General features: G+C 47.4%; 19 protein-coding genes. 1 reads left to right on the forward strand and 18 read right to left on the reverse strand.

The window, feature by feature from the left end; genetic code table 11:
• Positions 1 to 380 precede the first annotated feature (380 nt).
• Positions 381 to 1238, forward strand: a complete 858-nt coding sequence (locus Q0757_RS14670) for an HAD family hydrolase (RefSeq protein WP_298788663.1) — start codon at positions 381 to 383, stop codon at positions 1236 to 1238.
• 48 nt (positions 1239 to 1286) lie between these two features.
• On the opposite strand, the gene Q0757_RS14675 is transcribed toward Q0757_RS14670, so the two are convergent.
• The 18 genes from Q0757_RS14675 to rplO form a co-directional block, all read right to left on the reverse strand.
• A complete protein-coding gene (locus Q0757_RS14675; RefSeq protein ID WP_298788665.1) occupies positions 1287 to 2339 on the reverse strand; it encodes a P-loop NTPase in 1053 nt (350 codons plus the stop codon).
• 194 nt (positions 2340 to 2533) lie between these two features.
• Positions 2534 to 2926, reverse strand: coding sequence for a 30S ribosomal protein S9 (rpsI, locus tag Q0757_RS14680; RefSeq protein WP_091616686.1), 393 nt, complete (start codon positions 2924 to 2926; stop codon positions 2534 to 2536).
• 20 nt (positions 2927 to 2946) lie between these two features.
• Positions 2947 to 3384 carry a 50S ribosomal protein L13 gene (gene rplM / locus Q0757_RS14685; RefSeq protein ID WP_022794500.1) on the reverse strand — a complete coding sequence of 146 codons (438 nt, stop codon included), beginning with the start codon at positions 3382 to 3384 and terminating at the stop codon, positions 2947 to 2949.
• Positions 3385 to 3605: 221 nt separating this feature from the next.
• On the reverse strand, positions 3606 to 4340 hold the full coding sequence (locus tag Q0757_RS14690; protein ID WP_298788670.1) for a hypothetical protein: 735 nt from the start codon (positions 4338 to 4340) through the stop codon (positions 3606 to 3608).
• Positions 4341 to 4410: 70 nt separating this feature from the next.
• A complete protein-coding gene (gene truA, locus Q0757_RS14695) occupies positions 4411 to 5148 on the reverse strand; it encodes a tRNA pseudouridine(38-40) synthase TruA (protein WP_298788673.1) in 738 nt (245 codons plus the stop codon).
• Between the two features lie 19 nt (positions 5149 to 5167).
• Positions 5168 to 5965 (reverse strand): energy-coupling factor transporter transmembrane protein EcfT, encoded by a 798-nt coding sequence (locus Q0757_RS14700; protein WP_298788675.1) that lies wholly within the window; start codon positions 5963 to 5965, stop codon positions 5168 to 5170.
• Complete coding sequence (locus Q0757_RS14705; RefSeq protein ID WP_298788677.1) at positions 5958 to 6833, reverse strand: energy-coupling factor transporter ATPase; 876 nt, start codon at positions 6831 to 6833, stop codon at positions 5958 to 5960. Before Q0757_RS14705 ends, Q0757_RS14700 begins: the two co-directional genes overlap by 8 nt.
• Before the next feature lie 4 nt (positions 6834 to 6837).
• The gene (locus Q0757_RS14710; RefSeq protein ID WP_298788679.1) at positions 6838 to 7641 is read right to left on the reverse strand and encodes an energy-coupling factor transporter ATPase; all 804 of its coding nucleotides are present in this window, start codon (positions 7639 to 7641) and stop codon (positions 6838 to 6840) included.
• A 137-nt stretch (positions 7642 to 7778) separates the two neighbouring features.
• Positions 7779 to 8138 carry a 50S ribosomal protein L17 gene (rplQ, locus tag Q0757_RS14715; protein WP_022794495.1) on the reverse strand — a complete coding sequence of 120 codons (360 nt, stop codon included), beginning with the start codon at positions 8136 to 8138 and terminating at the stop codon, positions 7779 to 7781.
• Positions 8139 to 8173: 35 nt separating this feature from the next.
• Complete coding sequence (locus Q0757_RS14720; RefSeq protein WP_298788682.1) at positions 8174 to 9118, reverse strand: DNA-directed RNA polymerase subunit alpha; 945 nt, start codon at positions 9116 to 9118, stop codon at positions 8174 to 8176.
• A 131-nt stretch (positions 9119 to 9249) separates the two neighbouring features.
• Entirely contained in the window at positions 9250 to 9645 is a 396-nt protein-coding gene (gene rpsK / locus Q0757_RS14725; protein ID WP_022794492.1) for a 30S ribosomal protein S11, read from the reverse strand.
• A 26-nt stretch (positions 9646 to 9671) separates the two neighbouring features.
• A complete protein-coding gene (rpsM, locus tag Q0757_RS14730) occupies positions 9672 to 10040 on the reverse strand; it encodes a 30S ribosomal protein S13 (protein WP_022794491.1) in 369 nt (122 codons plus the stop codon).
• A gap of 18 nt (positions 10041 to 10058) precedes the next feature.
• Positions 10059 to 10172, reverse strand: coding sequence for a 50S ribosomal protein L36 (gene rpmJ, locus Q0757_RS14735; RefSeq protein WP_084687350.1), 114 nt, complete (start codon positions 10170 to 10172; stop codon positions 10059 to 10061).
• A 70-nt stretch (positions 10173 to 10242) separates the two neighbouring features.
• A complete protein-coding gene (gene infA / locus Q0757_RS14740) occupies positions 10243 to 10461 on the reverse strand; it encodes a translation initiation factor IF-1 (protein ID WP_022794490.1) in 219 nt (72 codons plus the stop codon).
• Between the two features lie 3 nt (positions 10462 to 10464).
• Positions 10465 to 10773 carry a KOW domain-containing RNA-binding protein gene (locus Q0757_RS14745; RefSeq protein ID WP_022794489.1) on the reverse strand — a complete coding sequence of 103 codons (309 nt, stop codon included), beginning with the start codon at positions 10771 to 10773 and terminating at the stop codon, positions 10465 to 10467.
• 251 nt (positions 10774 to 11024) lie between these two features.
• On the reverse strand, positions 11025 to 11678 hold the full coding sequence (locus Q0757_RS14750; RefSeq protein ID WP_298788693.1) for an adenylate kinase: 654 nt from the start codon (positions 11676 to 11678) through the stop codon (positions 11025 to 11027).
• A gap of 70 nt (positions 11679 to 11748) precedes the next feature.
• Positions 11749 to 13041, reverse strand: coding sequence for a preprotein translocase subunit SecY (gene secY / locus Q0757_RS14755; RefSeq protein WP_298788695.1), 1293 nt, complete (start codon positions 13039 to 13041; stop codon positions 11749 to 11751).
• Positions 13041 to 13481 (reverse strand): 50S ribosomal protein L15, encoded by a 441-nt coding sequence (rplO, locus tag Q0757_RS14760; RefSeq protein WP_298788697.1) that lies wholly within the window; start codon positions 13479 to 13481, stop codon positions 13041 to 13043. The genes secY and rplO overlap by 1 nt, the downstream gene beginning before the upstream one ends.
• Positions 13482 to 13498: the final 17 nt, after the last annotated feature.

Consider the following 13498-nt stretch of genomic DNA (forward strand, 5'->3'; position numbering starts at 1 on the left):
GAAATGCCCTAAATTTGATTCTTTTCTTTGGGGCTCTGGCTTGTCTTTCCTTTTCAAAGAACGATCTGCCGCTCAAAGCGACAATTAATATCATACCAAGTAGGTAAATGAAAGTCAACAACTTTTATGAAATTTATTATTTCCGGCTGTTGTTTTTCCGCCTCTCTCGGAAGCGCATGTATAAATATATCACCGTGGCTCTAAGCGGTCAACAACTTTTTATAATTTCTTTTAAAAAAATGTATAAATAAAGTAATGTGTAATTATCTATTGCTTCCGTTAGCCTCTTATAGGTCTTTTCTTTTTATTCTGATTACTAACTGCTTCGTATTTTATGCTATTCTAGTGGTATGTAATGGAAGAAAGGAGAGAATTGACCGTTGGCCGATATCCACTGGAATGATAAAGAGTTATTGATTTTCGACCTCGATGGTACTCTATATGAGGATACTGAACACTTTGATTATTACGCTGAACGGCTGGCTGCCTTTATCGCAGAAAAAGAGAGACCTGCATTTTTCTCCGAGTACGAAGCTGTTCAAAACGGCGAGCGGGCTCTGCAGATAGGCACAGCGTATGATGCAGAGAACGACCGTATCCTCTATCTCGACCCGGTCACCGCCCAGCCAGTAAGAGTCGTCAATTGGAGCGGGAAAGAAATGGAACCTTCTGTGTGGGCCGGAGAGTATAAGAACCTTTCTTTTGACTTTGACAAAAAAATAGCTATCGGGGACGGGTGGTGGACTCCCCATGCTACTGCCAGGCATTTCGGTGTTTCGAAAGAAGAAGCCTATGCCGCATACGTGGAAACAAAAACATATATGTCATCTGAAGCCTTCCAGCTTTCCCAGACTCCTTCGCTTCGATCGGGGCTGCAGTGGCTTCAATCTAATGGAAAGCAGATGGTGTTAGTCACCAATAGCGACGATGAAGACGCAGAATCCATTTTACAGCAGTTAAACCTGCATGATCTGCTTCCTCCCTACACCAGGATTACTTCTGCAAACAAACCGGCAGAAACGAAGGATCATTACGAACAATTATTGGAAGAGTACCGGGTCAGTCCTCAGGAAACGATGGTCATCGGGGATAACTTAATGAATGATGTGATGCCCGGCGTTCTGCTTGGAATTGAAGGTATTCATATCAGCCCTTTAGCTGATTCTCCCTCCAAATATATTTATACTGTGCCATCTCTTCAGCAGCCGATGGAAGAGCTCATTCAATACAACAAATAGCAAGAAGCCGCCCGCAGATATCTGCGGGCGGCTTCTGTTTATTGGATGCTATTCACTCGGTACTTTATTCATAATCGTTGACGCCAATTCATCATAGAGCTCACCGATCGGGTGCTCCGGCTGATAAACAGATGGGGCGAACACACTGTCGTCTTCAAGCGGCTGACCCAATGGAATGCGGCTGAGAATGCCAACCTTTAACTCGTCAGCCAGACGGTCTGCTCCGCCCTCGCCGAAGACGTATTCCTTCTCACCGCTGCGGCTTTCATAATAAGCCATGTTTTCAATAATCCCCAATACACGGTGATTGGTTTTAATCGCCATTGCTCCGGCACGGGCAGCCACAAATGCCGCCGTCGGATGCGGCGTAGTAACGATGATTTCCTGGCTTTCCGGCAGGGTAGTGTGAACATCGAGTGCCACGTCCCCTGTTCCCGGCGGAAGATCCAACAGCAGGTAATCAAGGTCGCCCCACTCCACTTCATTAAAGAAGTTATTCAGCATTTTTCCAAGCATTGGGCCTCTCCAGACTACCGGAGCGTTATCCTCCACAAAGAATCCCATCGAAATGACTTTAACGCCGAAACGCTCTACCGGATAAATCCGCTCATCCTGTACCTTCGGGCGTTCTTCAATGCCCATCATATCCGGTACACTGAAGCCGTATATGTCTGCGTCGATAATACCTACCTTTTTTCCGGCACGGGCAAGCGCCACAGCTGTGTTCACTGTAACTGTAGATTTACCGACTCCGCCTTTACCGCTTGCAATGGTAATAAACTGAGTTTTGTTGTCCTCAGATAAAATTTTCGGTCCTTCTTCTCCTTTTAACCCTCCGGCTTTTTCTACTTCTTCGGGTTCAAGAGTTTCAAAGCGGAGTCCCACTGAGTCGGCCCCGGCTTCTTTGAGCGTATCCACTACCTGCTGCTGCATCTGCATTTGTTCAGGAGTACCAGTCTTAGCCAATGCTATTTTTAAACGCACCTTGCTGTCATCTTTCACACTGATACTGCGGATACCGCCGGTTTCAACGATCGGCTTGCCCAGATCAGGATCTTCTATGGACTGAAGTGCTTCGCGCACCTGTTCTTCTGTAATCACATTGCACACCTTCCTTCTCTAGACTATAGCTGTAACTATTGGAAACATTCCTTATCTAGCATACCGTTTTTAAGAAGCAGATTTCAAACGTTTACAACTAAAACCCGGCGTTTTTTCTTTACACATAAGCAAACCAGATAAAAAGAAAACTCCCTCTGCTGAATGCAGAAGGAGTTTTTGGATGAAGAGATGAATTAACGCTTCGAGAACTGTGGCGCACGACGTGCTGATTTGAGACCGTATTTTTTACGTTCTTTCATACGTGCGTCACGAGTCAGGTAGCCTTCAGATTTCAGAGTAGGACGGAAATCCGGGTCTACTTTCAGGAGAGCGCGCGCTACTCCGTGACGGATAGCACCAGCCTGGCCGGTGAAGCCGCCGCCTCTTACAGTTACTTTAATGTCATAAGAACCTTCCGTGCCTGTAGCAGCGAGTGGCTGCTTTACAACAAGCTTCAATGTTTCAAGATTGAAATACTCGTCGAGTTCACGGTCGTTTACAGTGATTTTTCCATCGCCTGGCTCAAGAAAAACTCTAGCCGATGAGTTTTTCCGGCGTCCAGTACCGTAATATTGTACTTGTGCCAAATGTAGTCCCTCCTTTTATTTTAACCGCGCAGTTGCAGTTCTTCTGGTTGTTGTGCCTGGTGATTGTGCTCTGGGCCTTCGTATACAAATAGCTTCTTGCCTTGCTCACGGCCAAGAGTATTTTTCGGAAGCATGCCTTTAATAGCAATTTCGAGCATTTTTTCTGGTTTCTCACGGCGCATGTCGTCTGCGCGTGTAGATCTCAGTCCACCCGGATAACCGCTGTGACGGTGATAATACTTTTGAGAAAGCTTTTTCCCGGTCAAGTGGATTTTTTCTGCATTAACAATAATCACGTTATCCCCAACGTCGATGTGCGGGGTGTATTGTGGCTTTGTTTTACCGCGAAGGATTGCAGCGACTTCACTGGCAAGACGTCCGAGTGTCTGGCCTTGTGCGTCTACTACGTACCATTTGCGTTTTACGTCGCCTGGCTTAGCCATGTATGTCGTACGCATAGTTGTTTCCCTCCTAAATCAATTCTCTGCCGATTATATCATCGATCACTTGTCTTATTTACGCTCATCATTCCGTATCCCGGGGCAGTGGGACGTGAAATGCCAAATAACATCGTATAATAATAGGGGCCAAATGTCAATGTTAAAACACCAGGAAACGTTGTTTTTTTGTAATCAATTTTCTTCGGGGCCTAAACGCTTTCAGCTGACCTTAAAAACCATTAACGGACAGCCAGCCAGAGTACTGTGTACAGTGCACAGCCCACGGCAAAATACCGGAAAGTACTCTTCCGGTGCTGAGGTATTTCCTCCTGCATTACTTGATAAATAATACCCCCGGAAATAAACGCATAGATAATTGAGACCCACTCGTCCTTTAAATCAACGGTCAATCCGAAGAGCCAGCCTGCTAAAACTCCAGCTACTAAAAGCCAACGGCCAAATTTATCAAAGAGACGATGATTGATGGAGCGCATGCTGATATCTGAGGTTAACAGGTATACCGAAAGGGCAGCGAAATAAAAGATAGTTTCCTTTGTTGTTCCCATTTGCCCGTGAAGCAGCAGGTAGCCCACGACAACATTAAATAATGTATAAAATATAAGCGGGATTAAAAAGTAGAGGTTCCCGCTCCGAAGACGATCTCTGACGCTGTCTTCTCTATGAAATGAATGAGCCACCTTTTCCAGCGCATAGGTTAAAAGCAGCCCAGCCATGGCCACCAGGTAGGCATCATTATTGACTGTTTCTAAAAAACCAGTGCTGGTCTGGCTGTCGATCTGCTTTTGAGAAGTGCTCAAATTCGGCAGCGTAATAGAAAACACGTAAGCGATTGCCACTCCACCGGAGACCGAAATCAGCTTACGGCGACTCGCATTGGATATACGGCCCACAAATTTAACCGCCGCATGGACAGCAGCAAAAACAAGCACGAAAAGAAAACTCACAAACGTCATGACCTCAGCTCCCTTAATTTCCTATCCAATACTATGTTTTAAGTCCGTTCTTTTCAAAGATACTTCTCTGTCAGTAGTTTACCTTCCAAAGGTACAGCCCGTGGCCGGGAGCGGTATTGCCTGCAGCTGCCCGCTCCTTCGCTTCAATAATGGCTTTCATTTCTTCAGGGGAACGGTTTCCCTTCCCTATTTCAAGCAGCGTCCCTACAGCAATACGAATCATATTATACAAAAAGCCTGAGCCGCGGAACGTAAACCACAGCTCTTCCCCGTCGAGCGTAACATCTGCTTTGTATACCGTACGGGTTTTTTCCTTCACGTCGGTGTTGGCAGCGCAAAAGGAGGAAAAGTCGTGCTCCCCTTCAAGGTAGCGGACGGCCTTCTTCACAGCTTCAACGTCCGTAGGATACGGATAATAAAAGGCATGATTCCGCCGGAATACATCCCGCTCCTTACGCAGCAGCACACAGTACCGGTACTCTTTTTCCACCGCATCAAAACGTGCATGAAAATCCTCATCGGCATAAGCGGAGTGCCAGACATAGATATCTTTTGGCAGGAACGATTCGAGAGCCTTTCCCCATTTGTGCTCCGGCAGCTGCAGCGGAGAATCAAAATGAAAGACCTGGCCTTTTGCATGCACGCCTGAATCTGTCCTTCCAGAAGCATGAACGGGCACGTAGACACCTTTATGCATTTTCTGCAGTGCCTCCTCGATTTCTCTCTGAACAGTCCGGCGTCCCGGCTGCACCTGCCAGCCCTCAAAAAATGTACCATCATACGCCACCGTTGCTTTCACTCTCGGCATCGGGCTCTTCTCCTTTCGTTTACTGACGTAAAAACAATAAAACAATTCCAAATGCTGCGATCAGGACACAGCACAGGGTATCTCTCCATCCCCACACAAGCAGACGAAGCTTGGTCCGTCCTTCTCCTCCATTATAGCCGCGGGCCTCCATCGCATAGGCCAAGTCTTCCGCCCGGCGGAAGGCACGTACAAATAACGGCACCAGAAGGGAGACAAATGCCTGCATCCTATCCCGCATAGAGCCTTTGTTAAAATCAGCGCCGCGGGCCGTCTGGGCTTTAATGATTTTTTCTGTTTCCTGAAGCAGTGTAGGAATAAACCGGATCGCAATAGACATCATCATCGCCACGTCATAGGCGGGAAACTTAAAGCGCTCGAGCGGGGAAAACATCTGCTCCAATGCATCTGTAAGATCAATCGGACTCGTTGTCAGCGTTAAGAGCGACGTAAAGTATACGAGCAGCAGCAGACGAAGAGAAATAAACAGTCCCTGGCGGAAGCCTTCCTCATAAAAAGAAAACATGCCGATTGAGAATAGCACCTCCCCTTCCCTTGTGAAAAATGCATGCAGAAAGAAAGTCAATATTACTAAAATGAATACCGGAAACATGCCTTTGCGAATATACCGAAACGGAACGCCTGAGAGAAAATAAACGGCTATCGCTGCCGCTCCGAAAAGCGCGTAGCCATTCCAGCTGTTCACGAGAAAAACCGCGATAATCAAAAATAATACGGCAGCAATCTTCGCCCGGGGATCCATATGATGAAGAAAGGAGCGCCCTGGCAGGTACTGACCGATTATGACATTTTCAAACATGCGGCACCTCCCCGTTCTGAACCGCATGCTCCCAGTAATCGGCAGCTTCTGTTGGAGAAAGCTTATAGTGCGGGAAGCGGATGCCGCTGTCCCGTTCAATCTGCTGAAGCACCTGTACCTGCTCCGGGATATCCAGATCCATTTCCTGCAGCTTTTCCCGTTGGGCATAAATGGCTTCCGGCTCTCCCTGCATCCTGATCTCTGCATCCTCCATCACATACATGTACTCAGCAAATGCGGCCGCCTCCTCCATCTGATGCGTAATCATAATCGTAGTCGGCTGATACGCACGCTGCCAGTCCATAAATAACTCCAAAATTTCTTTTTGCCCCTGGGGGTCGAGCCCGGCGGTCGGTTCGTCCAGGATAAGAATGTCCGGGCTGGTGGCAAGCACCCCAGCTATTGCTACCCGCCGCATCTGTCCCCCGCTCAGCTCGAACGGCGAGCGCTCCAGCAGTGTTTCACTGAGTCCCACCTGCTGCAGCAATTCCGGAAGCTTTTTTTGTATCTCTGCAACATCCATTCCCTTGTTTTTCGGCCCAAATAATAAATCTTTTTCGACGGTTTCCTCGAACAGCTGGTGCTCGGGATACTGAAACACCATCCCTACATGACTCCGCACCGTTTTGACCATTTTTCGTTTTGTTCTGGATTCCAGCTGGTGCTCCCCTACCGTCACTACACCGGCGGAAGGCTTCAGCAGGCCGTTGATATGCTGTACAAGTGTCGATTTCCCGGAGCCGGTACGCCCAATGACAGCCGTCACGGAAGAAGAGCGGAAGCGGGCGTTTATATTTTTAAGTGCCAGCGTTTCAAATGGTGTTTTTTTCATGTACACATGGCTTACGTTTTGAAAATTTACCTCCATGCTGCTACTCTCCTTCAACCATTGTACGGAGTGTTCGTATGTCGATCCCCCGCTTCTTTGCTTCCCGGTAAAGCTGATATTTATACGGAAGAGGCATCCCTTCTGCCTCCATCCACTCCAGCTGGTCCAGAATGCTCGCTGTGGTTACATCTTTTTCGATTTGTCCTGCTTTCATGAACCAAATACGGTCGGACATGAAGGCTTCTTCGAGATAATGAGTAATCGATACGATGGTGATGCCCGATTCGCGGCACAGCCGGTTCATTGTTTCCAAAATTTCTTTTCTGCCGTTCGGATCAAGCATCGAGGTGGATTCATCAAACACCATCACCTGCGGACGCAAAGCAAGAATTCCGGCTATCGCTGCCCGTTGCTTCTGGCCTCCGGACAGACGGTGGGGCTCCATATGTAAAATATGTTCAATGTTTACCCAGCGGCTGACCTCATCAATGCGTTCAAGCATCACTTCGCGCGGAATTCCGGCGTTTTCCATTCCAAAAGCAATGTCATCACGCACTGTCGGTGCCACAAACTGATGCTCCGGGTTCTGGAAAACCATGCCCACTTCCCGCCGGATCATTTGCAGAGACTCCTCCTCTGTTGTTTTTTTACCCAGCACAAGAACGGATCCTCCGGTTGGCTGGGACAGGCCGTTAAAGAGACGGGAGAGGGTCGATTTCCCCGAACCGTTGGCTCCTATAATTGAAAGCCATTCCCCCTGGTGAATCTTTTTATTTAATCCTTTCAACACCTTCTCGCCGCTCTCCTCGTATTGGTATTCAAGATCCCGGAGCTCAATAATCGCCATGCCCTCTCCCCTCCCTTTAATGTACGATTTTTGCATAGAAAAAAAGCAAGACGCAGTCTTTACAGACATCGTCCTGCCTCTTTTACATGTAACCTTCATTTGCAAATGAAAGAAATGTATAAACGAGGGCTTCCCGTTTATACAAGTTCGATGATAGCCATTTCAGCAGCGTCCCCACGACGCGGTCCGAGTTTCAGTACGCGCGTGTACCCGCCTTGACGGTCTTCGTAACGAGGACCGATTTCAGAGAACAGCTTCTGAACAGCATCCTGGCCTTCTTCGTTAGCTGTTTCCTTGCGAACAAATGCAGCTGCCTGACGGCGGGCGTGCAAATCTCCACGTTTTCCGAGAGTAATAATTTTTTCTGCGATCGGCTGTACTTCCTTCGCTTTTGCGTGAGTTGTTTCAATCCGGCCGTTAATAATAAGGTCGGTAGTCAAATCACGAAAGAGCGCTTTTCTTGCCGATGTGTCGCGTCCAAGCTTTGAGTATGGCATTACAATTCCCTCCTTTGGTCAAAAAATATTTATGATTAGTCCTCTTCGCGCAAGCCGAGTCCGAGTTCACCGAGCTTTTCCTGAACTTCTTCCAGCGATTTGCGTCCAAGGTTGCGGACTTTCATCATATCTTCCTCTGACTTTTGCGTCAGCTCCTGCACAGTATTGATGCCTGCGCGTTTCAGGCAGTTATAGGAACGGACCGAAAGATCAAGCTCTTCAATTGTCATTTCAAGCACTTTTTCTTTTTGGTCTTCTTCTTTCTCCACCATGATTTCCGCATTCTGTGCCTGATCGGTCAGACCGATAAAGATATTCAAGTGCTCATTCATGATCTTCGCACCAAGAGATACTGCCTCTTCGGGACGGATGCTTCCGTCTGTCCAGACATCCAACGTTAGCTTGTCGTAGTTGGTAATCTGCCCGACGCGGGTATTTTCCACCTGGTAATTCACACGCTCGACCGGCGTATAAATAGAATCAATGGGAATGACACCGATTGGAAGGTCGTCGCTGTTGTTTCCATCAGCCGGGACATAGCCGCGTCCGCGATGAGCGGTAAGGCGCATATGCAGGTTGGCGTTTTTGGATAAGGTAGCGATATGAAGATCCGGATTCAGGATTTCCACGTCGCTGTCGTGTGTAATATCCCGAGCAGAGATTGTACCTTCTCCCTGCACATCCACTTCAAGCACTTTTTCATCATCAGAGTACACCTTCAAAGCGAGCTTTTTCAAATTCAAAATAATGGTCGTTACGTCTTCAAGTACGCCTTCAATCGTTGAAAACTCGTGAAGAACCCCATCGATTTGAACTGTAGAAACCGCTGCTCCCGGTAACGAGGATAAAAGAATACGACGCAGGGAATTTCCCAGGGTAGTACCATAACCACGTTCCAATGGTTCAACAACAAATTTGCCAAACTTGGCATCTTCGCTCACTTCGACCGCTTCAATGTTAGGCTTTTCAATTTCGATCATTTGTTTGCGTACCCTCCTTCAAACGTCGTACATCCGGCAGCCGGTGCCGGAAATTAAGGAAAACAGGAAAGCGGGATGCAAAAGCACACCTTCCAGCCTGTCTCCTTTGCAATAGTCATGTTCGCTTTCAGTTATGCACGTGGACGTTTTGGCGGGCGGCACCCGTTATGAGGTACTGGCGTAACATCACGAATAACCGTAACTTCTACCCCGGTTGCCTGAAGGGAACGAATTGCAGCTTCACGTCCAGCACCTGGACCTTTCACTGTAACTTCTACGCTTTTCAATCCGTGTTCCATTGCAGCTTTTGTTGCTGTTTCCGCAGTCATTTGAGCTGCGAACGGAGTGGATTTACGGGAACCTTTGAAACCAAGCACTCCAGCGCTTGCCCATGCAAGTGTGTTCCCCTGCACGTCCGTAATGTTTACAATCGTGTTGTTAAACGTCGAGCGGATATGAGCCACACCCGACTCTATATTCTTGCGCTGACGGCGTTTACGTGGTGCGTTCGACTTTGCTTTTGCCATAATAGGTAACCTCCTTTATAAATAAATTATTTACGTTTGTTTGCTACTGTACGACGCGGGCCTTTACGGGTACGGGAATTGTTCTTCGTGTTTTGTCCGCGAAGCGGCAGTCCACGACGATGACGGATCCCACGATAGCTTCCGATCTCCATCAAGCGTTTGATGTCGAGGGAAGTTTCACGGCGAAGATCCCCTTCTACCGTATGGTTGTTATCAATAGCCGTACGGATACGGGCCAGCTCGTCTTCTGTTAAATCACGCACACGGGTGTTCTGGTCAACGTCAGCTTCGTTCAGAACCTGAACTGCAAGCGATTTGCCGATGCCGTATACGTAAGTGAGTGAAATAGCAATACGCTTATCACGAGGAATATCTACTCCTGCAACACGTGCCATGCGGGCACCTCCTTTTTATTATCCTTGTCTTTGTTTATGCTTCGGGTTCGAGCAAATTACCATTACCGAACCTTTACGGCGAATAACTTTACAATTGTCACAAATCTTTTTAACGGAAGCTCTTACTTTCATTTTCCATTTACCTCCTTCACTGCATGTAAGCCATGCATTGGTAAGAGTGCTCAAGAATGAACTTGCGGGTCTATTTGTAGCGGTACGTAATACGTCCGCGGGAAAGGTCGTACGGTGAAATTTCTACAGTTACTTTATCACCAGGAAGAATCCGGATAAAGTGCATACGGATCTTACCGGAAACATGCGCTAAAATTTTGTGTCCATTTTCAAGCTCAACACGAAACATAGCGTTTGGAAGAGGCTCAACCACCGTGCCTTCCATTTCAATAACATCATCTTTAGCCATGAATTAATTCTCCTTTTCAAATAAGGCTTCTTGTTCAAAAAAGGTGTAAAGAGCGTGCCGGATTTTCGCGTTAGTCACTCGGCCGGTTTCTATCAAACTCGACTGTACTTCCGGCGAAATATACGAAAGCAATTCTACGTGGGACGTGTTTTTCTTCTTTCCCCGATCGAACTTTCGTCTTTCCCCGTCCGCCAGCATAAGAAACTTATCATCCAGCACATCAATTACTACCGCGTACTGACCAGCTTCGCGCCCCCGGGTCACTCGAACGATTTGTCCCAGATCGGGTCGCCTTGACTCCGAATCTTTCATGCATGCATCCTCTTTTCCTTAGGCTTCGTTAGGATTTAGCAGCCTGAAGCCGTACTACACGGCCTGGGCTGTCCAACCATCGGAGAGGGTGTATACGTGTTTGCTCTAGGCAAATTCAGTGTACCCCTAAAATGATGGTATTGCATCATGTTCCCGGATCGCATCCGATGGGCTCCCCGTCACTTATGAAACGCTTTTGCCGCATCGCACTTCCCGTATTATAACGAGTTTCCGACCCGTTTTACAAACAATCATGCACGAAGGTCTTTCAAGAGTGCTTCAATGTCATGAAATACTTTATCTATATCCTGATCTCCATCGATGTTGCGGAGATATCCTTTTTCTTCATAGAAATCAATCAGCGGCTGCTGCTGTTCAATGTTTACTTCCAAACGGCGCTTAACCGTCTCCGGTTTATCATCATCGCGCTGAACGAGTTCACTTCCGTCTACGTCATCAATACCTTCCTGCTTCGGTGGGTTGTAAATCACATGATACGTCCTGCCTGAAGAAGGTGAAACGCGACGGCCGGTAAGACGTTCTTCAAGTTTTTCTTTTGGAACATCAATGTTCAGTACGTAGTCGAGCTGCCTGCCCATATCTGACAGCATTTTTTCCAGTGCCCCGGCCTGAGCCGGAGTTCTAGGAAAACCATCGAGCAAAAATCCGTTTTGGCAGTCTTCTTTCTGCAAACGTTCTTCAACAATACCGTTTGTGACTTCGTCTGGAACTAAATCACCAGCATCCATGTAAGACTTTGCCTGTCTGCCAAGCTCGGTCTCTTCTTTAATGGCTGTGCGGAACATATCCCCAGTAGAAATGTGGGGAATATTGTATTCTTCACTTATTGTTGCAGCCTGCGTGCCTTTTCCAGCACCCGGCAGCCCCATCAATATCAGATTCACGCTATCTCCTCCAACGACTATTTTACCCGAAGGGAAGCGGCATAGGCGAGCTTCGTCTTCGAGGCCAATTCTATTTAATGAAACCGCGATAGTTCCGTTTAACTAACTGGCTTTCTACTTGCTTCATCGTTTCCAAAGCAACCCCTACAACGATTAGAAGGCCTGTACCGCCAATTTGAATCGACTGTGGGAGACCCATCTGTGTGATGAAAAAGACTGGAATGATGGCAACCACGGTTAAAAACAGGGCTCCGACGAATGTAAGTCTGTAAAGCGTCCGCCGGATGTACTTTTCAGTGGCAAACCCTGGGCGTATGCCGGGAATGTAGCCACCCTGCTTTTTCAGGTTTTCCGTCATTTGTTCCGGATTCACCTGAACAAAGGCATAGAAGTACGTAAACGCAATGATTAAAGCTGCATATACGACCATTCCTATAGGCTGCGTATAATCAAAGTTATTTACAATCCAGTTGGCAATCGCATTATCTTCCCCAATAAAGCTGGCTGCTGTCGGCGGAAAAATAAATAACGCCAAAGCAAAAATTACCGGGATAACCCCTGCAGCGTTTACTTTCAAAGGAAGATGTGTCGACTGCCCGCCAACCGGGCTCCGTCCAACAGTTCGTTTTGCATATTGAATAGGAATTTTGCGCAGCGCCTGCTGTACAAAAATGACGCCTACAATAATAGCAAGAACTGCTACTGCCAGAAGCGCTATAGTGATAATGCCTATATATAACTCTCCGCCAGCATCCTGGATCTGCGTCGCATAAATTTGGTTGATTCCATTAGGAATACCCGCCGCAATACCGGCAAAGATCAGGATAGAGATACCGTTCCCCACACCTTTTGCAGTGATTTGCTCACCAAGCCACATTAAAAAAGCCGTGCCGGCTGTCATTATCAACGCAATAAATATATATTTAGCAGCATTTGGGTTCGGAATAAGTCCTGGAAAATAGTTGTTAAACCCAACAGACATCCCAAGTCCCTGAACAAACGCAAGAACAATAGTGAAATAACGGGTAAACTGATTCAGTTTCCGTCTTCCTGCTTCCCCCTGCTTTGCCCATTCCGAAAATTTAGGCACAACGTCCATACGAAGCAATTGTACCACAATTGAAGCGGTAATGTATGGCATGACGCCCATCGCAAATATCGAATACTGCGACAGCGCCCCGCCTCCAAACGTGTTTAAAAAGCCAAATGCACTTGCTTCATCAGAGAAATTTAGCACCTGGCGGTTTGTCCCAGGCACCGGAATAAAACTTCCGATCCGAAATATAATCAACATGGCTAAGGTGAACAACACCTTGTTTCGAATGTCACTCACACGAAACATGTTGATAATCGTGCGGAACATTAGACCACCTCGGTTTTTCCGCCTGCTGCCTCAATTGCTTGCACTGCTGAAGCAGAGAACTTGTTCGCGTGCACCTGAAGCTCTTTCTCCAACTTGCCGTCGCCTAAAATTTTCACGCCATCTTTGTATTTGCTGATTACGCCTTTTTCAAGCAACGCTTCTGGAGTTACTGTTGTACCATTGTCGAAGCTGTTGAGCGTTTCCACATTAACAATAGCGTATTCTTTACGATTAATGTTCGTAAAGCCGCGTTTTGGCAAACGCTTGAAGATAGGGTTCTGCCCACCTTCAAAACCTGGACGTACACCACCGCCGGAACGGGCATTCTGCCCTTTTTGTCCACGGCCGGAAGTTTTGCCGTTGCCGGAAGCCGGCCCGCGGCCCACACGGTTACGCTGTTTGTTTTTGCCTTTTGCAGGCTGAAGTTCGTGGAGTTTCATGCTGCCACCTCCCTGTC

Source organism: uncultured Marinococcus sp. (assembly GCF_947493875.1).
Lineage (GTDB): Bacteria > Bacillota > Bacilli > Bacillales > Marinococcaceae > Marinococcus.